Here is a 19,388-nt window from a genome sequence, read left to right on the forward strand (position 1 = left end):
CGTTTATCATTACGGGCTATGAATACGCATACCATGACACCCATTCCCTCGGCCAACGCAGCGCGCGAGCGCGATGACGCGCATGCGGCCGTTGCCGACAAACCCGTCCGCGAGCACACGCTTGCGCTCACGCTCTCCTACAACGGCGCGCCGTTCGCCGGGTTCGCCCGGCAACCTGGGCAGCTGACCGTGCAAGGCGATCTTGAAGACGCTTTGCGACTGCTGTTCAAGCGCGATGTGGAGACGACGTGCGCCGGGCGCACCGATGCCGGCGTGCATGCGCTCGGCCAAGTGGTGAGCTTCGATGTGAACGACCTCGATCTGGGAGGGCGCTCGCTTCCCTCGCTGCGCCGCTCGCTCAACGCGCTCACGCACGACGCCGTCACCGTGCGGGAGGTGGAGCCGAAGAAGCCCGGCTTCTCGGCCCGCTTCGACGCCCAGGCGCGCGAGTACCACTATCATCTGTGCGTGGACTCGACGAGCCCTATCTTCATGAAGGACTTCTCGTGGTTCGTGCCCGGTGGGCTGGACATCACGGCCATGGAGGCCGGGGCGCGCCATCTGCTCGGCGAGCACGACTTCAAGAGCTTCTGCATGGCGGCCTCTGCTGAAGGCAAGCCGACGCACCGCAACATCCGCGAGATATCATTCCATCCCGAGACGGTGATGGGCGAGAACATCATGGCCATCAAGGTGGTGGGCAACGCGTTTCTGCACTCGATGGTGCGCACCGTCGTGGGCACGCTCGTGATGGTGGGCCGGGGGCAACGCGACGCCGCCTGGGTGAAAGAGGTGCTCGAGGCGCGCGATCGTCGCGCGGCGGGCGAGAACGCCCCTGCTCAGGGATTGGTCTTCTGGAGGGTCATCTACTGACATGCTACAATAGGGCCTTCCAAGAAAAGGCGGCTTGCATGTTCGGTGGTTCAACGGAAAAGCGCGTGGCGCGCGAGGTGGAGAGGATCGTGTCCTTGAAAGAGGATCTGGACGCCCGCTCGTGGAGCCGCGTGCTCGAGATCGGCAGGCTTTTGGAGCGGGCAGACGACGAAGCGCTCGCAGAGCGCGGAAGCGAGCTTGCGTCCATCGCCCAGTCGAACCTGTCGTTGCGCTCTCGCTTAGGGGTCGGCTTTCAAACGTCGTCAGCGCAGATGATGGCATCGGGGATGGAAGTGTTCGAAGGCGGCCTTGCCGCTGCAGCGCTTGACGGCGCACGCGGCGAGGAGGCTGTCGCAGATGACGACGCCTCGGAGGTTGCGACGGATGCGCGGGACGAGGGGTCTGCGGATGCAGGAGCCGTGACGGTCGAAGGTGCCGCGGGGGAGGAGCCAAGTGCCGTGGTTGAAGCTGAGGCGAATGAAGAGCCGTCCGCAGCGCGCATCGCTTCGGCGGCGATGCCGGAGGGCGAAGGGCCTGAGTCTTGGGGGCTGGGCGAGGGCGTGCCTCCTTGCTCCGTTTCGGGTTCCTCGTTCGTGCAGGAGGCCGTTCGAGAGGCCGTCGAAGGCGCCGCAGACGGCGGGGAGGGGGGCGTGGAGGATCCGGAGGGTTCTGCGGAAGAGCCGGAAGGCTTCTCTCCCGCGGGCGAAGGCGTCCTGCCCGCGCCCGCGCCGACGCGAGCCGAGCGCTTCGCCCGCTTCCGGCATCTGTACGAGAGCCGCGACGGCGGCCTGTGCGTGTTCGAGGACGAGCACGGCCACCTCGTGGCCGTCGACGCGTCGAAGCTCGCCTGACGAAGAAGGCCCCGCGAAGAGCCTTCTTTCATGCTGCGGGTTTTTCGGGCACGGTGCGGTTCACGAAGTAGATGCGGTACCACATGAGGAACATGTAGACGATCCAGATCTTGCGCGAGCGGTCGGCGCCGGCCTTGTGCTCGTCGAGCAGCCGCACCAGCTCGTCGGTGTTGAAGAACGCCTCTGCCTCCGGGCCGGTGAACCACTCCTTCAGCAGGGCGTAATAGCGATCCTGCCGCAACCAGTTCACCACGGGCACGGGAAATCCCAGCTTCTCCTTCTGCGCCCAGTCGTGCGGGATGGCGCGCTCGGACGCCTCGCGCAGGGCGATCTTCGTCTGCTCGGCGTTCACTTTGAGCGCAAGCGGCACGGTGCGCGCGACGTCGAACACCTGCGTGTCCAGGAAGGGCACGCGGCTTTCCAGCGAGTGGGCCATCGACATCTTGTCGGTTTTCAGCAGGATGTCGCCCACCAGCCAGAAGTGCAAATCCACGTATTGCATGCGCGTCGTCTCGTCGAGGTGTGCCACCTCGGCGTACACGGGGGCGGTGAGGCTTTGCGGCGTGGGGACGGCCGCGCCTGCGGCGGCACCCGCAGCGGAACCCGCGTTTGCGTCCGTGCCCGCCGCGCGCTTGCCGGCGCGCAGCCGCTCGCGCTCCTCGGGGCTGAACGCCACGCCGTTCGCGTTCGTGTAGTACCAGTCCTCGGGCGTCTCGCTCGCGCGCTCGAGGTAGTTCGCGCCGCGCACGCCGAGCGCGCGGGCCGCCTTCGACGCGCCGCGCAGCAGGCCCTTCGGCACCCAGGCCAGCTTCTCGTTGGCGAACGGCGTCTGGTAGATGCGGTAGCCGCCGAAGAACTCGTCGGCCCCTTCGCCGGACAGCACCGCCTTCACGCGCTTCGCGGCGATCTGGTCCACGAAGTACAGCGCCACGGCGCTCGGGTCGGCCGAGGGTTCGTCCATGTGCCACTGCACGCGCGGCAGGCTCTCCCAGTACTCGTCCTCGCCGATGTGCTTGGAGTCGTTCTCGATGCCCAGTTCGTCGGCCAGCTCACGCGCCCAGCTGATCTCGTCGCGCTCGTCCTCGTACTCGGCGAAGCCCACGGTGAACGTCTTGATGTCCGGGTTCTCCTTCGCCAGGCACGCCGCCATGTAGCTGGAGTCGATGCCGCTCGAAAGGAACGACCCCACCTCCACGTCGGCCACGTTGTGGTAGCGAACGCTCTCGCGCAGCGCTTTGTCGATGGCATCCACGGTGTCCTTCCGGCTGCGCCGCTCGTCGAAATCGTAGGCGGGGCGCCAGTAGCGGCGCATCTCGACGGTGCCGTCGGCGCGTACGGTGAGGCAGTGCGCCGGGGGCAGCTTGAAGATGCCCTTGAAGAACGTCTCGTCGAGCGCGCTGAACTGGAAGCACAGGTACTGCTCCAGCGCGTCCTCGTTGAGCTTGCGCTCGTAGGCGGGGTGCTCCAGGATGCACTTGATCTCGGAAGCGAAGATGAATCGGGGGGCGGTTGCCGCGCTGGTCCCCGCGCTGCCGTCAGCCGCGCCCGCGCATGCCGTTGCGCTGCCCGCCTCGGCGCTCTCGCCCGCCGTTGCATCCGCGCTGCCGCCTTTCCCCTTCTGCACCGTGTAGTAGAACGGTTTGATGCCGAAGAAATCCCGCGCGCAGAACAGCTCGCGTGTCTCGCGGTTCCAGATGGCGAACGCGAACATGCCGCGCAGCCGCAAAAGGACGTCTTCGCCCCAGGCGAGGTAGCCCGTGAGCAGCACTTCGGTGTCTGAGTGCGTCTTGAACGCCCAGCCTTGCGCCTCCAGCTCGGCGCGCAGGTCGCGGTAGTTGTAGATCTCGCCGTTGAACACGATGGCGTACTGTCCGGTGGCCGCCGCGTCCTCCGCTCCCGCGAGCGGGGTGCCGTCGAGCGCGAGCGCCGGCGAGGTGGTGCGGGCGTCGCGGCCGCCGTCGGCGCGCACCATCGGCTGGTTGCCGCCTTCGAGGTCGATGAGCGACAGCCTCCGGTGCCCCAGTGCCACGCCTCCGTCGAGGTACTGCCCCTCGCCGTCGGGGCCGCGATGCGCCATGATGTCGCACATGGCCTTCAGGATGGGCAGGTCGCCTTGCGAGGCGCCGGTGAATCCGCAGATGCCGCACATGGGTGGGTTCTCCTTGTCCGTCTTTTCCTTCGCGCATCATGATAGCGTGACGATGTCTGCTCTGTCGGGTCGCGTTGTCGCCCGTGTGAAAAAAACATCGCCGCAATCGGGTCGTTTGCCGTTACAATTACTGTTTCGGGCCATGATGCGGAGGCGGGCTGCGAACAAGCGCCCCTTCCGCTTTTGCCGCGGCGGAGCCGCGGCGCCTTTCCTTGCAGGTTTCGTTTCGACATGGAGGTTTTTCGCGATGGCTTCAACCGGCGCGCCCCTGCGCTCGCTCTGGTCGAGCAAGTGGGCGTTCATTTTGGCGGCGGCGGCGTCCGCCGTGGGCTTGGGCAACCTGTGGCGCTTCCCCTATTTGGCGGCGAAATACGGCGGCGGGGCGTTCCTCATCACCTATATGGTGCTCGTGGTGACGTTCGGATTCTCGCTCATGATGCTGGAGGTGGCCATCGGCCGCAAGACGGGGCAGAGCGCCATCGGAGCGTTCAGGACGCTGAGCAAGAAATACGCGTTCATCGGCTTCTTCACGTCCGTTATCCCGTTCGTCATCGTGCCGTATTACTGCGTGATCGGCGGCTGGGTGACGAAGTACGCGGCGGCCTATCTGCTTGATGGTCCGGCCGCGCTGGCCGATGGGGGCGCGTATTTCGCCAGCTTCACGTCGAACAACCCCGAAAGCTATCTGTGGATGCTGCTGTTTTTGGCGGCGACGTTCATTGTCGTGGGCCTTGGCGTGAAAGGCGGCATCGAGAAGGCGAACAAGGTTCTCATGCCCATCCTCATCCTCATGACGATCGGCTTGGCGGCGTACGTGCTCACGATGCCGGGCGCGCTCGACGGCTTGGCGTACTACCTGACGCCCGACATGAGCAAGTTCGGCCCCGAGCTGGTGATCGCGGCGATGGGGCAGATGTTCTACAGCTTGAGCTTGGCGATGGGCATCATGATCACCTACGGCTCGTACCTCGGCAAGAAGGACAATTTGGAGCAGTCGGTGCGCCGCATCGAGCTGTTCGATGCCGGTTTCGCCTTCTTGGCCGGTTTGGTGATCGTGCCCACGGCGTTCGCGGCTATGGGGTCGAGCGAGGCCGTGGCGGCGAAATCGGGCCCGTCGCTCATGTTCGTCATTCTGCCCGACATCTTCAACCGCATGGGGGACGTGGCGGTGCTCGTCGGGTTCCTGTTCTTCCTGCTGGTGATCTTCGCGGCGCTCACTTCGGCGATATCGCTCACCGAGACGTGCGTGTCCATCGTGGCGGATTCGCTGCGGTGGAGCCGCCGCAAGGCGTTCGCCGCCGTGGTGGCGTTCATCGCCTGTGCGGCCGTGGTGGTGAATCTCGGTTACAACCAGCTGTCGTTCATCCAGCCGTTCGGCGAGGGAACGGCCATCCTCGATTTCCTTGACTTCATCTCGAACTCCGTGATGATGCCCATCGCAGCTTTGATGGCGTGCGTGTTCGTGGGGTGGATCGTGAAGCCGAAGGTGGTCGTCGACGAGGTGAAGTCGTCCGGGCCGTTCAAGTCCGAGAAGCTGTTCGTCGTTATGATCAAGTACATCGCACCCGTGCTGGTGACGGTCATTTTGATCGCGTACGTGGCCCAGCAGTTCGGCTTCTTCGTGATGTAGCCGGACGCACCCCTTCGCCCGCACGGGCGAAGGGGTGCTATCATGAAGCGGTGTCTTTCGAAAGGAACTCTCATGTCGCTATCCATCGGTATCGTCGGCCTGCCCAACGTGGGCAAGTCCACGCTGTTCACGGCCCTCACCAACAAGGGCGGCCTTGCGGCCAACTACCCGTTCGCCACCATCGAACCGAACGTGGGCGTGGTGCCCGTGCCCGACGCGCGGCTCGACGCGCTGGCCGCCATCGACCATCCGGCGCGCATCGTGCCGGCCACCGTGGAGTTCGTGGACATCGCAGGGCTCGTGGCGGGCGCGAGCCAGGGCGAGGGGCTGGGCAACCAGTTTTTGGCGAACATCCGCGAGACGGACGCCATCTGCGAGGTGGTGCGCTTCTTCGGCGACCCCGACGTGGTGCACGTGGCGGGGCGCGTTGACCCGCAGTCCGACGTGGAGACGATCAAGACCGAGCTGGTGCTGGCCGACATGGCCACGGTGGAGAAGGCCATCCCGCGCCTTGAGAAGGAAGCCAAGCGCGACAAGGCGGGCGCGGCCAAGCTGGCCGCGGCGAAGAAGGCGCTGGAAGGGCTGAACGAGGGCCATCGCGCGCGCACGCTCGATTTGACGGACGAGGAGCGCGAAGCCCTTTACGACCTGCATCTGCTCACGATGAAGCCGATGCTCTACATCGCGAACGTGGACGAGGACCAGCTGGACGCCGACCTGCCCGAGATCGACGGCTGCCAGCCGGTGCCCATCTCGGCGAAGGTGGAGGCCGACCTGGCCGAGCTCGACCCCGCCGAGGCGAAGGAGTACCTGGAGGCCATGGGGCTTGCGGAGAGCGGCCTTGCGCGCCTCGTGCGCGAGGCGTACAAGCTTTTGGGGTTGCAGAGCTACTTCACGAGCGGCGAGACGGAGACGCGCGCGTGGACCATCCCCATCGGCGCGAAAGCGCCGCAAGCCGCCGGCGTCATCCACACCGACTTCGAGCGCGGCTTCATCAAGGCCGAGACGGCCGCCTACACCGACTACGTGGAGCTGGGCGGCGAGGCCGGGTGCCGTGCGGCCGGCAAGCTGCGCCAAGAGGGCAAGGACTACGTCGTGCAGGACGGCGACGTGATGCACTTCAAGTTCAATGTGTGAGGGAGCTGTGGAAGGAAGACGGGACATAGATTCCCTCCTTGAGGCGGCTGTGTCGTGCATGAGGAAGCGCAACATCGCGGCGGCTGTTCTGTTCGGCTCCTTCGCGAAAGGCGCGGCGCATTCTACAAGCGACATCGATATCGCCGTATGGCCTGGCAGGGGTTGGACGGTTCGCGATTGGGATGCCCTGCAGGACGACCTCGAGGCGCTCCCGACGCTCAAGAAGTGGGATATCGTTCGCATGAACGGGCTGGTGAGCCCAATGCTGAAGGAGGCGATCGACCGTGACGGAATCGTCTTATACGGATCGTCTGGCCAATCTTAACGGCTTGATCTGGGAGCTTGGCCAAGCGTACGACAAGCCTGTGTTCGAAGACACCTATGTGCTCTCCGGCTTGCTCAGCAAGTTCAAGCTCGCCTTCGACCTTTCATGGAAGCTCATGAAAGACGTGCTGATCCAGCGCTACGGCATCGTCGACTGGGCGAAGGGGAGTCCCCGCGAGGCCATCGAGCAGGCGGCTTACAACGGCATCATCGAGGATGACGCGCGCTGGAACGAGATGCGCCTTGTGCGTAACGAGCTTTCCCACAACTACAACGCCGAGTTCGCACTCGACTGTGCCCGCAGAGTGCTCGACGATTGGATTCCCTTCCTGCAAGCGTTCGGGAAGGACATCAACGCGAAGGTGGACGCATGGCGAGCGCAGGAGGAATCTTCCGGCCAGGGCGGGGAAGAGGGTTAGCCTATGGCATGTGCCGCTTGGCCGCGGCTCCTGCTTTCGGCAGCGACGTAACGAAGAGGCCGTGCTTTCGGCGAATTTGTCTAGGGTGCGATTCGCATGAGGGGATGGGGCTTTGGATGAAAAGCAGGGGCGGGCCGAAGCCATCGCAGGGTGGATTCGTGCTCAATGGGGTTTTACTCGCCTCGCTTCCTCAAAGACGAAAAGGCTTCACCTGTTGTTTTTGGCGCTTCGGCCAGAACCGCTGTCGCTTCGCCAGGCTTTGCGTTTGAAGTGTTCGGATCGATGCCGGAGAGGGGGAGTGCGCGAAGATGCCTGCGCAGACGCTCGGCGCTTGGTTTGAACGATGCGTACGTCAATCCACCCGATATGGCTCCGCCTATCACGGGAACGATCTTGCTGACTGTTTTGGAAAGCGCGTTCTTGGTGAGGTTGACGCCTATCGCCCGCAAGATTTTTTTCGCCAAAGGGTACCATGACGTTTTCGTGAGGGCTTGTCTTTCTATCGCCTTTGCGACGCTGGCTTTTGCGACATCTGTTGCGAACTTTGTGACCCGGGATGCTGCGCCTCCGACACCAAGCATCACACCCATGAGGATGACGAGTTCCAGAATGGTTTGGTCGTCTATCTCGTTGTCGCTGTCAAGGAAGGTTTGCCAGCCGTACAGATAGGCAAGTTTCTGCTCGACGCGCATGACGTGCGCGAAATACTGTGCGAGGTCTGCGGGAACCGTCCCTGCAAGTGCTATGCCGCCGGGAATGCCCGCTGCGAAGGAAATCGCAGCGCACTTCCTCGTTTCGAAATCGATGACAGCGCGCGCAGCTGCATCGACTTCTTGAGGGGCGGCACCGGCAGAGATCGGGCTTGTGGCGATGGCGAGGTCGGGATCGGTGGAGGGACTGTGCTTTTTCAATTCCGCGCGAAGAAATGCGGCGCGATCGATTTTCACGCCTGTGAGCGAAACTGCGCGCCGGATGACCGCGTATGCGAACTCTTCCGCTTCGTCGTTGTGTCTGCTTTGCCCGATGGGGGATCCGGGGATTGCGGCCGAAGCGTTCGCGGACGCAGCCCCTCTGTCCGTTTCGCTCTGCGGTTTGGGGGCGAGCGCGCTGTCTGGAACTCTTTGATCGTCCATATCCCAATCCTCCATCCTCTCTAAACGGGGCCTTTGCCTGATGGGCATCAACGCCGGTCGCTTGCTAACGTGGTTTTGCGACGTTGAGCGTGATGGACTGGACGCTTTGCGTGGCAACGAGGCTGTCGTATTCCTTTCCTTCGGAATCCGTTCCAAAAGTCATGGATATCTCCGTATTTGGCTCAATGCTCTGCCCGGTAACGACGTATTGGCTCATCATCTCTATGTCGGAGGGGTCGATGTAGGATCCGTCGTCGGAGACAAGTTCAAGTTTCACGTTTCCTTTGCCATAGTAGTCGCGGTAATCTCCGGCCATGGAGATGTATCCGGCAGAGGCGACGTTCATTCCGACGTAATCTTTCACATAACGGACGTACTTGTCGGGGGAAGGAAGTATCGGCGTCAGGTTGACATCAATAGCCTTGCTTTGCCCCGGTTTCTCCACGGCAAGCACTATGTCGTTGTAATTGGCGACATCTACGAGGTTGCTGTATTCCCCTCCGTCCGGATCTTTTGCATATGTGAGTTTGATTTCCGTGTTGGGAGCGAGGTTCTGGCCGGTTACGACATATTCAGCCAACTGCTCGTTGTTGCCGGGGTCAAGGTAGGTCCCGTCGCTCGAAACGAATACGATTCTGACGTTCGCATCTCCGTATGCATCTCGCCGATCACCCGCCATCGATTCATATCCTACCGAAGCGGCATTCATTCCCTTGTAGTTTTTAACGTACCAAGTGTATTTGTCCGGAGAAGGTTTGATTTCCATTGCGTCTTGCCTTGCGGCAGACGGGCCTTCTGAAAGCTGCTCTTTTTGCGCTGATGATGACTGGTCGATTGCCGTGTTGCTGCATGATGCAAGTGCCATTGCCATGATGGCAGACAGCGCAAATGATGCGACTACGGAAACCCTTTTCTTCATAATCCGGCCTCTCTTTTGCTTTGGAATATGCCTTGCGGTTTTGGGGAGCGCTTTTACGATAGGCAAATACCAGCTCGATTTCCTCAGTTGCCAACTGAATTTTGAGGGGGGCGGGGAAGAATCGAAGGCGGCTTTGCGGCTCTCACCACACCTGCACATACACGTCGATGCTGCTGTAGGCAGGCACTTTGCCGCCGGCGACTTCGAAGGAGACGCTTCTTTCTGCTGTCGGGCGGTTGGCAAAACCGATTGCGCCATAGACGATGTACCCTGATTCGTCGCGCAAAATTACCGTTACGGCTATCTGCCCCATGCCGGCGCTTTCGTACTCGCCGCTTTCCAGGGAGGCCTCGCCAGTGAAGTTCACGCCGCCGAAGCCGTCGGGCACTGCGGAAACGTTGCTCGTTTGAAAGGTTGGCTCGGTGCCTGTTGGTTGGGATAAAGCCCAGTCATGAGGTTCTATGGGGGCGAACTCCACGAAGTCCGGTGCCGTGCCGTTGCCGGCAATGCCTCCGAAATAGAGTGTTTGACCCGGTTGAGCAACGGAAACGATCTGATCTTGGGAAAAGAGGATGCTCCCGTTTTCGTCTCGGCCGGTTATCGTTACGCCGGGGTAGGTGATGGCGAATTCGGACGTGTTGTTGTAGATTCCCACACCGTAGCATATATAACCTGAAGATTCGACACACCACCCCGATTCGGCAACTTCAAGCAGTCCGGAAGTCGATGTGGCGCCTCCTGTGACATCGGCGGGATTTTGGTCGAAGGGGTTGCTCGATGAGCTTTCCGAGCGGATTTCCGAAGTGTTTTCGACCTCGGTGCCTATGTGTCGAAGGCTGAGTCTGTCCAAGAGGGGTTTCACGCCGAGCGCGATCATCGCGATACCCGCTGCGACGATTGCGATAGCTGCAACCCCGATAACAACCCCTCGTGCGATTTTATGGCGTCGGGTCTGCGATGCGGAAGAGCGCGACCGCGCGTTCGGCGCGTCGGCGGGAGCTCCCTGCGGAGTCGTCACGCTCGAAGCGCTCGGGACGCTCGTCGTAGCTGCTGCGTCCAAAGCATGTTCGGCGGCGTCGGCGAGCTCGGCGGGGGTCTGGCAGCGCATGCTCGGCTCGAAAGCGCTTCCCCGTCGTACGACGTCGGCGAGGGCGGGCGGCACCGTTGCGGCATCCGAGAGCAGCCGATTGTAGGCGTCGTTGTCGGGCTTGGCTCCGGTGAGCAGATAGCCCAGCACGCAGGCGAGGGCGTGGACGTCGGTGCGTCCATCGACGTTCGCGAAGCCGTACTGCTCTGGCGCGGCGAAGCCCCAGGTGCCGAAGGATCCGATATCGTCGGTGGGATTCTGGCCGATCGAACGCGCTATCCCCAGATCGATGAGGTGCGCCCCGTCGGCTGCGAGGATGACGTTGGCGGGCGAGATGTCGCAGTGCACTATCCCGTGCGCGTGCAGGTCGGCGGTCGCCTCGCAGAGGTCGCGCACCACCTGCACCGCCTCCTGCGGCGAGAAGCGCCCGCGAGCGGCCATCGCGTGCTCGAGCGTGTCGCCGGGAACATAATCGTAGACGACTGCGAACCGGTCGGGCATCTCGTAGGTGGCCGCCACCCGCGGCAGACGCGGGCAGGCGCATTCCGCGAGCGCGGCCCACGCGCCGCGGTTCGCAAACGAAGAGGGGATTTTCTTGCGCACGAACGGGCCCGACCCGTCGATGGTCACGCGTTCCGTTGTTCCTGTGCGCCCTTCGGCGAGCACGCGCTCCACCCGATAAGCATCATCGATGCCCATCGCGTGCATGACCCGCTCCTCGTTCAACCTGGCTATCCTCGTTCTCGGCATGTGTTTCGGAATCACCTCCCGCGCCGGACGCTCGCGGTCGCAGACGCCGCGGAGCCGCCTTCGGTCGAAGCGGTCTCCGGAAAGGTGATGAGCCAGATTGTAGACGGACTTCGTCCGTCGTTCCTCAGCCCGCAACTGAATTTCTCCCGCCACTGGGATGACGCCGACGCTGCGAAGCGGGCGCAGGGTCTTTCAATCGGGCTGCGAAGGGTCCGGTGCGGGCCGTGCATGCGTCTCACCTGAGCGCGTTTGTGCCGAGCAGCGTCTTCTCGCCGAAGCGCCACAGCTCGTCATCGCAGGCGGTGCGGGTGAGCCCGCGATCCATGCACCATGCGATGATGGCGTCGCGGCGCACCTTGGGCCACAGTTCGGCCACTCCTGCCAGCCGCAGCAGCCGCTGGGCCTCGCGCAGCGTGCAGCGAACGCCGAATGCGAGCATGATGGCGTTGTCCCGGCCGGGACGGCTCTTTCCGGCGAAGATATCGTAGACCACTGTCGGATTGAGCCCGGAGGCGCGCACCACTTCGGCACGTTTGATTCCCTTCGCGGCTAGCAGCTCGTGCAGGTAGTTGGAGAGGCTGCGGTCGAACGTGGTCCCTTCGTCGAGGTATGCCTTCGGGCTTGCCGCCGCGAGCAGTCGTGCGAGCAGGTCTTCTGTCAAACGCTCTTCGGTCACGGTGGTCCTCCTGGCGTGCATGCGTTGTCGTAATGTCACGGGCGCTTGTCGGAATGTGGTACAGTTCCATGATACTCGATATCGCAAGACACCTTCTCGAACGGTTTGGCGAGGGCGGGCGCGGATATCGGCTTCGACGGCTTGCCGGGGCGAGGGCTTGTGCGGGTGCGCCGCGCGACTCGGTTTCGGAGACGGCGAGGTGCGGCAGGTGCGGCGAGAGAAGGAGCGGACATGACGAAGCGTGCGGAAGGCGGGCGTTCGGTGGGTCCCGGCCAAGAGGCGGGGGTCGAGCCGCTGGTGGCGTTTCTCGCGCGCACGCCGCGGTTTGCGGTGGCGTTCTCGGGCGGGTGCGACTCGTCGTATTTGCTGGCGGCAGCGCTGCGGGCGGGCTGCGCCGTGAAGGCCTACGCCGTGCGCACGGCCTTCCAGCCCGCTTTCGAGATCGCCGACGCGCGGCGGCTGGCCGCCGATCTGGGAGCCGATTTCGAGCTGATCGACGCCGACGTGCTCGCGCGGGGCGAGGTGTGCGCGAACGGGCCCGACCGCTGCTACCGCTGCAAGCGCTTCATCTTCTCGACCATCCGCGAGCGCATGGCGGCCGACGGCTATGAAGTGCTGGCCGATGGCACGAACGCGAGCGACGACCCCGCGCGCAGACCGGGCTTTCGCGCACTCGCCGAACTGGGCGTGGCGTCGCCCCTGCGTCGCGCGGGCATGACGAAGGACGACGTGCGCTCCGCGTCGCGCGCCCTCGGGCTGTTCACGGCCGACAAGCCCAGCTTCTCGTGTTTGGCGGTGCACGTGCCGGCAGGGGAGCGCCTTACGCAGAAGGCCCTCGACGACGCCGCGGCGCGCGTCGGCGTTGCGGACGGACGGCGTCCCCGGCCGCGCGCGGTGCTCGAGACGGACCGTCTCCTCCTGCGCGAGATGACCCAGGACGATTTCCCCGCGCTCTGCTCGATGCTGCAGGATCCCGAGGTCATGTACGCTTACGAGGGCCCGTTTTCGGATGCGGAGGCGCAGGAGTGGCTTGACAGGCAGCGGGCGCGCTATCGCGACGACGGCATCGGATTGTGGGCGGTTGCGCTCAAGGAGACGGGCGAGATGGTCGGCCAGTGCGGCCTCACGTGGCAGGACTGCGCCGGGCGGCGCGTGCTCGAGGTGGGCTACCTCTTCTGCCGCGCGTTCTGGCACCGCGGTTTCGCCACCGAGGCGGCCCGCGCATGCCGCGACTACGCGTTTCGCGAGCTGGGCGCCGACGAGGTGTTCTCCATCATCCGCGACACGAACGCGCCGTCTCTGCGCGTGGCCGCCCGCAACGATATGACCTACCGCCTCACGTTCACCAAGCACTACCGCGGCGTCGCCATGCCCCATTTGGCCCACTCCATAACTCGCTGCGAATGGGAGCGGCTGCAGGGTCGCTGACGGGCCTTCCGGAAAGGCTTCGGGGCCGTGTTTGCCGCTGCGGGCGGCCGCATCCGCGCTCCGGTGGATCATTCGGGAACCTTGCGCGAAAGCCGCGTGGATCTTGCGGGCGACTTTCGCGGGGTCCCTGCGGATCTCACGCGATTCCAATGCGGTTCAAGCATGAAGCTTGCAAAAAGTAATCCCAGATCAAGTGCTATATTTGCGCTGGAAAAGACAGGGGTTGCGTGTTAGAATCTTCCGCGTCGGCGATGTCCGTGCCCGGCGGGTGGCGCCTCGAGAGAGGAGGAACCCTATGGATAGTTTCAACGTGGTCGCAGGAGTATGCTCCGTGCTGTCGTTTCTCATGGCGGCAGCCGACTGGGTGAGGCGAAGGCGGAAGACGAAGGGCAGCGCGAAAGCGAAAAAAATAGGCGGCTAGAGAGGCAACTCTAACCGCCCAATCTACCCAGCGTCACCCGTCCGGAGCTTACAACCTCACGGGCATCGCCGATGCCTTCATTATACATATCGGCCCGCACGGTGCAAGGCCGTCCGCGAACATCGCGGAGAAAGCGCGTCGGGAGGAGCGGCTGGGCGGCGGGGTGCTATGATCGAGGCGGGCAGGGTTCGAGCGAAAGGGGCGGGAATGGCGGGCATCGAGGCGGCACAGGCGGCGCGGGAGGCGCTACGGCGGCATTTCGGATACGGAAGCTTCCGGCCGGGGCAGGAGGGCGTGGTCTCGGCCATCCTTGGCGGCCGCGACGCGCTGGCGGTCATGCCCACGGGCGCGGGCAAGTCGATCTGCTATCAGGTGCCCGGCATCGTGCTGGACGGCCTCACGCTTGTGATCAGCCCGCTCGTGTCGCTCATGGGCGATCAGGTGCGCGCGCTCATCGACGCGGGCGTGCGCGGGGCGTATCTGAACTCCACGCTCACGCCCGGCCAGCAGGCCACCGTGCTGCGCCGTGCGGCGCAAGGGGCCTACCAGATCATGTACGTGGCGCCCGAGCGCCTTTCCGATCCGCGCTTCCTCGAGTTCGCCCAAGCCGCGCGCGTCCCGCTCGTGGCTGTGGACGAGGCGCACTGCGTGTCGCAGTGGGGGCAGGATTTCCGCCCGTCGTACCTCGCCATCGGCGACTTCATCGCGCAGCTGCCCACGCGTCCGGTCGTCGCGGCGCTCACCGCCACGGCCACCGCGCGCGTGCGGCGCGACATCGTGCGCCTTCTGGGTTTGCGCGACCCCTACGAGGCGGTGACCGGGTTCGACCGCCCGAACCTCTTCTTCGGCGTGGAGCGCTTGGAGCCGAAGCGCAAGCTGGCCCGCATCGCCTCCTACGCGCTGGAACACGCCGCGGAAAGCGGCATCGTCTACTGCTCCACGCGCAAGGATGTGGAGAAGCTGCACGAAGCGCTGGTGGCGGCCGGCGTGCGCGCGACGCGCTACCACGCGGGGCTTTCCACGGCCGAGCGGCAGGAGAACCAGCGCGCGTTCATCGCCGACGACGCGCCGGTGATGGTGGCCACGAACGCGTTCGGCATGGGCATCGACAAATCGAACGTGCGCTACGTCATCCACCACAACATGCCCGGATCCATCGAGGCGTACTACCAGGAGGCGGGCCGCGCCGGGCGCGACGGCGAACCGAGCGAGTGCCTGCTGTTCTGGAGCGACGGAGACGTATCCACCTGCCGCTTCTTCATCGAGCGGGAGCTGGGCAACGAGGAGCTTTCACCTGTGGAGGTCGATGTCGTGCGTGCCTCGCGTCGCCGCCTCTTAGAGGCGATGTGCGGCTACTGCCTGACGACGGGCTGCCTGCGCAAGTACATCCTGGAGTATTTCGGGGAGCGCGAGCGGGAGGAGGAGGCGGAAGGGGGAGCCGCCGAGGAAAGCGGCGCGAACGGCGGGTCCGCCTCGGTGGAGAAGGCCGACGGAACCTGCTGCTCTAACTGCTCGGGAGACTTCGAGGCGGTGGACGTGACCGAGATGGCGCGGGCCGTGGTGCGGTGCGTGCACGAGCTGCGCGGGCGGTTCGGCAAGGGCGTCGTGGCCGACGTGGTGCGCGGCGCGGACACCGCGAAGGTGCGGGAGCTGCGCCTTGACGCGGCGGCCAGCTACGGCACGGCCGACGCGCCCGCCGCGCAGCTGAAAGAGGTCATCGAGCTTCTGGCGGCGGCGGGCTACCTCGACATCACGGAGGGATCGTACCCGGTAGTGGGCTTGGGCGCGCGCTTCCGCGAGGTGGGCGGCGAGGGCTTCAAGTTGGAGATGAAACGCGTGGCGCGCAAGCCCGCCCGCACCGGTGCGGGCGCGGGGCGGGTGTTCGGCGGTTCCGGCTCCGCGGCGTCCTCCGAGGCCGACCCTGCGCTGTTCGAACGGCTGCGCGCCCTGCGCAAGCGCATCGCCGATGCGGCCGAAGTGCCGCCCTACATCGTGTTCTCCGATGCGGCCCTGCGCGACATGTGCGCGAAGCTGCCCGCCACCGACGACGAATTCCTCGAGGTCAGCGGCGTGGGGGCTACGAAGCTCGCTCGATACGGTGAGGCTTTCCTCTCTGAAATCGCCGCATACGGCCGCGAGCGCGGCATCGAAGGGGAGTGAGCGGGCGAAAGGCGGGGTCTGCGGGAGGATGGGCGATCCGGCGCGTTCGGTCGCTGCGCGGGCGTGGAAGTCCGCGAGGGACGGGGTAGGGTCGCCCTTGACGTCAAGATGTCCGTTCAGTGTTGGTCCATTGTGTCGAGCAGGTCGAGAAGCTGCTGCTTGCTGTGAATGTCAAGCTTGCCGTAGATGTTCTTCACGTAGGTGCGCACGGTGTTTTCGGAAATGAACAGCTTTTCGCCAATGGCGGTCTTGCTACGGCCCTGCGCCAGGTGGCGGACCACTTCGCATTCGCGTTCGGTGAGGAAGCGCCTTTCCCGTAGCAAAGCGAGTTTCGCATCGAGGGGGTCGGTCAGCGCAGGGGGCTCCTTCTTCGAGGAGCCGAACGCCGCCTGAGCGGTTCGAACCTGATCGCTCGGATGGAGCAGTTCGGCGAACAGGGGACGGGCAACGGGCGTTTTATCGCTGAGGAGGAAAGCCATGCTCGCAGCCAGCAGAAGAACGATGACGGCGGCGACGGCCATCGCCGCTTCGGTGCGGGGCTCGGCGGCCCAGATGAGCGCTCGGCCCGTCTCGCGCGGCGCGATATGGGCGACCCACGCCAGACCCAGCACAATGGGGGCGGGCAGACTCGTGTGGCGGGCGAGATCGTAGCAACTGAACCACAGAAGCCCGACGGCGAAGGTGTTCGCCACCGCCACCGCTGCCGCACCCCAAGGCTCCACGTTCGGCTGCGCGGCGGCCAACGTGAGCGCTCCCAAGACGATGAAGGTCATCGAGACGTTCCACAATGCCGAGAACCCCAGCCTTCTTTTGGCAACGAGCGCTCGCCAGATCACGTATGCGCAGAGGATGGCGACAGACGCCTGATGGATCGCTTGAAAAGGCGTGGGAAGATCGATGGACGAGCCGTGGGGAAACCCTCTGGCCATGCCGAGCGCGAGGTTGAACAGGACGATGCCGAATATGAGGCGGACGAACGTCGAGCGCGGCTCCTCGTCGTACACGGTGTCGCGTGGGGCGTCGAGGTTCCGCTCGTCGAGAAACCTCTCGGCCCGTTCGTAGGCCAGATACGAAAGCGGCGGCATGAGCATGGCCAAGAGATAGGTGACGTTCTCGGGCATGAGCCCAAGGAGGAATCCGACCAGCGCGCTCGCTCCGAGCGAGGCGAACGCGTACAACAGGGCCTCGTCGGTCGAAAGTCGCACGTACAGGCATATCCACCGCCCGCCGCCCCAGGCGATGCCGAACCCGGCCAGAAGGCATGCGGTCCACAGCAGCGAAGGGGAGGGGGCCGCCGTGTTGGCGAGGAAGAGCGCGCTCGCAAGGGTCATGGCCGCTATCGACGCGGCGAACAGGCGGCTGCGGGCGCGCTCGGTGAACTCGCGTTTCATGACGAGGGAGATGAGGGCGAGGATGACCATGACGCGAAACAGGTTCGACGCTATGGTGACGATGCCCGAATCGGTGGAGAGGTAGCGGTCGTAGAGATTGCATTGGATCCAGATGCGAACCGCCACGAGCCCGAACAGACTAAGGGAAAGCGCCGGGGCGCACGCGATGATGCGCCCCAAAGCGCTCTCTTTCCTCTGAGCGTCCATGCCCCTCCTCGACCGTTCGCCGTAACGGGGAAAGCATATCACAACGTTGGGCTCTAACTCGGCTTGTCAAGGCTCGGAAGGGAAGCCGGGTTTCAGCTTGGAGCGTTTACCTGGAGATGCCGAGGTAGGCGACGGCGCTTTCGGCTGCGCGATGCCCGAACACGTTGATGTCGCAGATGGCGTTGCCTCCCAGCCGGTTGCCTCCGTGGATGCCCCCGGTCACCTCTCCTGCTGCGAACAGGCCGGGGATGGCGTTTCCCGCGGTGTCGAGCACCTTCGCTTCCGTGTCGATGCGCACGCCTCCCATGGTGTGGTGGATGCCTGGCGCCACCTTGACGGCGTAAAACGGCGGCTCGTCGATGGGGTAGCGGCTTTTCCAGCGTCCGAGCGGATCGTCTGCTCCCGAAGAGATGGCCCCGTTGTACGCCTCCATCGTAGCCAGGAACGACTCAGGGACGGTCTCCATCTGGGCGGCCAGGCCCTCAAGCGTGTCGGCCGAAAGGGCAAGCCCCTTCTTCTCGAACTTCTCTTTGATGCTCTTGTTCTCGTCGTACACCTTTCGGTCGAATACGGCGTACGCCCAACCGCCCGGCTGTTCCCATTCCGCAGCCGATACCACGTCGCGCGTGAGCAGCTCGTCGGTGAAACGGTTTCCCTCGCTGTTCACGAGCACCGCGCCGTCTCCGCGGATGCCTTCGCTCAGCAGGATGGACGTGCTCTGTTCCACGGTGGGGTGCACCTGGATCTGCTCGATGTCCACGACGTCGGCGCCCACCGCCTGCGCGATCAGGATGCCCTCGCCTTGAGCGCCCGGTTGATTCGTGGTCACGGCGTTCAGAAGCTCGGGGCGGTACTGCGCGAGCATTTCGTGGTTCGCTCCGAATCCACCGGAGGCCACGATGACGACCGGGGCGCGGTATTCGGTGACGTGGCCGTTTCGGTCGTCGAGGGCCCGCACGCCTGCCACCTTGCCCTCTTCCATGATGATCTCCTTGGCCGATGTGCGGGTGGCGATTTCGATGCCCTGCTCTTGGCAGCGCGCGCAGAGGTGCTTCACCAGGTATTTGCCCACGGCGCTGCCGTCTTCGGGGCGGTGGATGCGCGGCACGCTCGCGCCCCCGGATGTGGAGAGCTTCGTGAGGGGCATGCCCCGCTCGGCCAAGCGCTCGAGCGCCTCGTTCGAGTGCTCGCACATGTAGGTGACGAGATCCGGGTTTCCCAGATTGTGGCCTCCTGTGAGCGTGTCCTCGACGAAGAGCTCGACGCTGTCCTCGATGCCCTCATCGGATTGCGGTTGCGTGCAGCAGGCGTTCATGCCCCCTTCGGCGAAACAGGTGTTCCCGCCCGGCACGAACATCTTCTCCAGCACCATAACGCGCGCCCCCGCATCGCTCGCTCCCAGGGCCGCCGTCATGCCCGCCCCTCCTGCTCCGACGATGACGATGTCGAACGTTCCTCCCGAATGCACCTCGCTCGCGTCTGCCGCGCGCGGGGCGCAGCCCGTTAAGCCTCCCAATCCAAGCGCTGCGAGCGCGGATGCCCCAAGCGCGCCGGCAAGGAGCGTGCGGCGGTCGATGGGCCGATGCGGATGGCTTTCGGCACCTTTCAAGACCTGCTCTTGTTCTTGGCGCATGATGGAATCCCCTTTCTTCGAACGCGGCTGGCGCGAACGGCCGACCGCATGCCTTGCAACAAAGGGAAAGGCTAGGCCGAATCGCGTTTTCGCGGCAGCGAAGATACGGGGGAGTCCTACACCCGAATCGGGTGGTTTCTGGTTGATTCAGCTTTTTCCTCAGGACGGGCGACTTTTCCTGACGAAGGAAGGCGGGCGGC

At 64.4% G+C, this 19,388-nt stretch carries 16 protein-coding genes; 9 read left to right on the top strand and 7 right to left on the bottom strand.

Annotated features, from left to right (window positions below; translation table 11 throughout):
- Window positions 1-33: 33 nt before the first annotated feature.
- Together truA and C2L80_RS00180 are read left to right on the top strand one after the other, a co-directional pair.
- Entirely contained in the window at window positions 34-873 is an 840-nt protein-coding gene (gene truA / locus C2L80_RS00175; RefSeq protein WP_338049456.1) for a tRNA pseudouridine(38-40) synthase TruA, read from the top strand.
- 38 nt (window positions 874-911) lie between these two features.
- Window positions 912-1,724 (top strand): hypothetical protein, encoded by an 813-nt coding sequence (locus tag C2L80_RS00180; RefSeq protein ID WP_087195400.1) that lies wholly within the window; start codon window positions 912-914, stop codon window positions 1,722-1,724.
- 28 nt (window positions 1,725-1,752) lie between these two features.
- Here C2L80_RS00180 and asnB read toward each other — a convergent pair whose 3' ends face one another.
- On the bottom strand, window positions 1,753-3,873 hold the full coding sequence (gene asnB, locus C2L80_RS00185) for an asparagine synthase (glutamine-hydrolyzing) (protein WP_087195399.1): 2,121 nt from the start codon (window positions 3,871-3,873) through the stop codon (window positions 1,753-1,755).
- A gap of 247 nt (window positions 3,874-4,120) precedes the next feature.
- On the opposite strand from asnB, the gene C2L80_RS00190 reads away from it, so the two are divergent.
- From C2L80_RS00190 to C2L80_RS00205, 4 genes are all read left to right on the top strand, one after another.
- A complete protein-coding gene (locus C2L80_RS00190) occupies window positions 4,121-5,503 on the top strand; it encodes a sodium-dependent transporter (protein ID WP_087194654.1) in 1,383 nt (460 codons plus the stop codon).
- A gap of 72 nt (window positions 5,504-5,575) precedes the next feature.
- Window positions 5,576-6,640 (top strand): redox-regulated ATPase YchF, encoded by a 1,065-nt coding sequence (ychF, locus tag C2L80_RS00195; RefSeq protein ID WP_087194653.1) that lies wholly within the window; start codon window positions 5,576-5,578, stop codon window positions 6,638-6,640.
- 7 nt (window positions 6,641-6,647) lie between these two features.
- Window positions 6,648-6,965: a nucleotidyltransferase family protein gene (locus tag C2L80_RS00200; RefSeq protein WP_157940999.1), complete on the top strand. Its 318-nt coding sequence runs from the start codon at window positions 6,648-6,650 to the stop codon at window positions 6,963-6,965.
- Window positions 6,925-7,383 (top strand): HI0074 family nucleotidyltransferase substrate-binding subunit, encoded by a 459-nt coding sequence (locus tag C2L80_RS00205; RefSeq protein WP_087194651.1) that lies wholly within the window; start codon window positions 6,925-6,927, stop codon window positions 7,381-7,383. Before C2L80_RS00200 ends, C2L80_RS00205 begins: the two co-directional genes overlap by 41 nt.
- Window positions 7,384-7,556: 173 nt before the next feature.
- Here C2L80_RS00205 and C2L80_RS00210 read toward each other — a convergent pair whose 3' ends face one another.
- The 4 genes from C2L80_RS00210 to C2L80_RS00225 all read right to left on the bottom strand — a co-directional run bounded on the left by C2L80_RS00210 (window position 7,557) and on the right by C2L80_RS00225 (window position 11,948).
- Window positions 7,557-8,516: a hypothetical protein gene (locus C2L80_RS00210; RefSeq protein ID WP_087194650.1), complete on the bottom strand. Its 960-nt coding sequence runs from the start codon at window positions 8,514-8,516 to the stop codon at window positions 7,557-7,559.
- A gap of 64 nt (window positions 8,517-8,580) precedes the next feature.
- Window positions 8,581-9,435, bottom strand: coding sequence for a hypothetical protein (locus C2L80_RS00215; protein ID WP_129589862.1), 855 nt, complete (start codon window positions 9,433-9,435; stop codon window positions 8,581-8,583).
- Between the two features lie 142 nt (window positions 9,436-9,577).
- Window positions 9,578-11,407: a serine/threonine-protein kinase gene (locus C2L80_RS00220; protein WP_169998938.1), complete on the bottom strand. Its 1,830-nt coding sequence runs from the start codon at window positions 11,405-11,407 to the stop codon at window positions 9,578-9,580.
- A gap of 100 nt (window positions 11,408-11,507) precedes the next feature.
- Window positions 11,508-11,948 (bottom strand): helix-turn-helix domain-containing protein, encoded by a 441-nt coding sequence (locus C2L80_RS00225; protein WP_204217399.1) that lies wholly within the window; start codon window positions 11,946-11,948, stop codon window positions 11,508-11,510.
- A gap of 231 nt (window positions 11,949-12,179) precedes the next feature.
- On the opposite strand from C2L80_RS00225, the gene larE reads away from it, so the two are divergent.
- The 3 genes from larE (at window position 12,180) to C2L80_RS00235 (ending at window position 15,957) form a co-directional block, all read left to right on the top strand.
- Entirely contained in the window at window positions 12,180-13,376 is a 1,197-nt protein-coding gene (gene larE, locus C2L80_RS14220) for an ATP-dependent sacrificial sulfur transferase LarE (RefSeq protein WP_239938611.1), read from the top strand.
- A gap of 295 nt (window positions 13,377-13,671) precedes the next feature.
- Entirely contained in the window at window positions 13,672-13,797 is a 126-nt protein-coding gene (locus C2L80_RS14510) for a hypothetical protein (RefSeq protein WP_255396424.1), read from the top strand.
- 207 nt (window positions 13,798-14,004) lie between these two features.
- Entirely contained in the window at window positions 14,005-15,957 is a 1,953-nt protein-coding gene (locus tag C2L80_RS00235; protein WP_087194646.1) for a RecQ family ATP-dependent DNA helicase, read from the top strand.
- A gap of 116 nt (window positions 15,958-16,073) precedes the next feature.
- On the opposite strand, the gene C2L80_RS00240 is transcribed toward C2L80_RS00235, so the two are convergent.
- A complete protein-coding gene (locus tag C2L80_RS00240; RefSeq protein ID WP_087194645.1) occupies window positions 16,074-17,555 on the bottom strand; it encodes a LuxR C-terminal-related transcriptional regulator in 1,482 nt (493 codons plus the stop codon).
- A 106-nt stretch (window positions 17,556-17,661) separates the two neighbouring features.
- Complete coding sequence (locus tag C2L80_RS00245; RefSeq protein WP_087194644.1) at window positions 17,662-19,188, bottom strand: FAD-dependent oxidoreductase; 1,527 nt, start codon at window positions 19,186-19,188, stop codon at window positions 17,662-17,664.
- Window positions 19,189-19,388 lie beyond the last annotated feature (200 nt).

Source organism: Rubneribacter badeniensis (genome assembly GCF_002899695.1).
Classification (GTDB): domain Bacteria; phylum Actinomycetota; class Coriobacteriia; order Coriobacteriales; family Eggerthellaceae; genus Rubneribacter; species Rubneribacter badeniensis.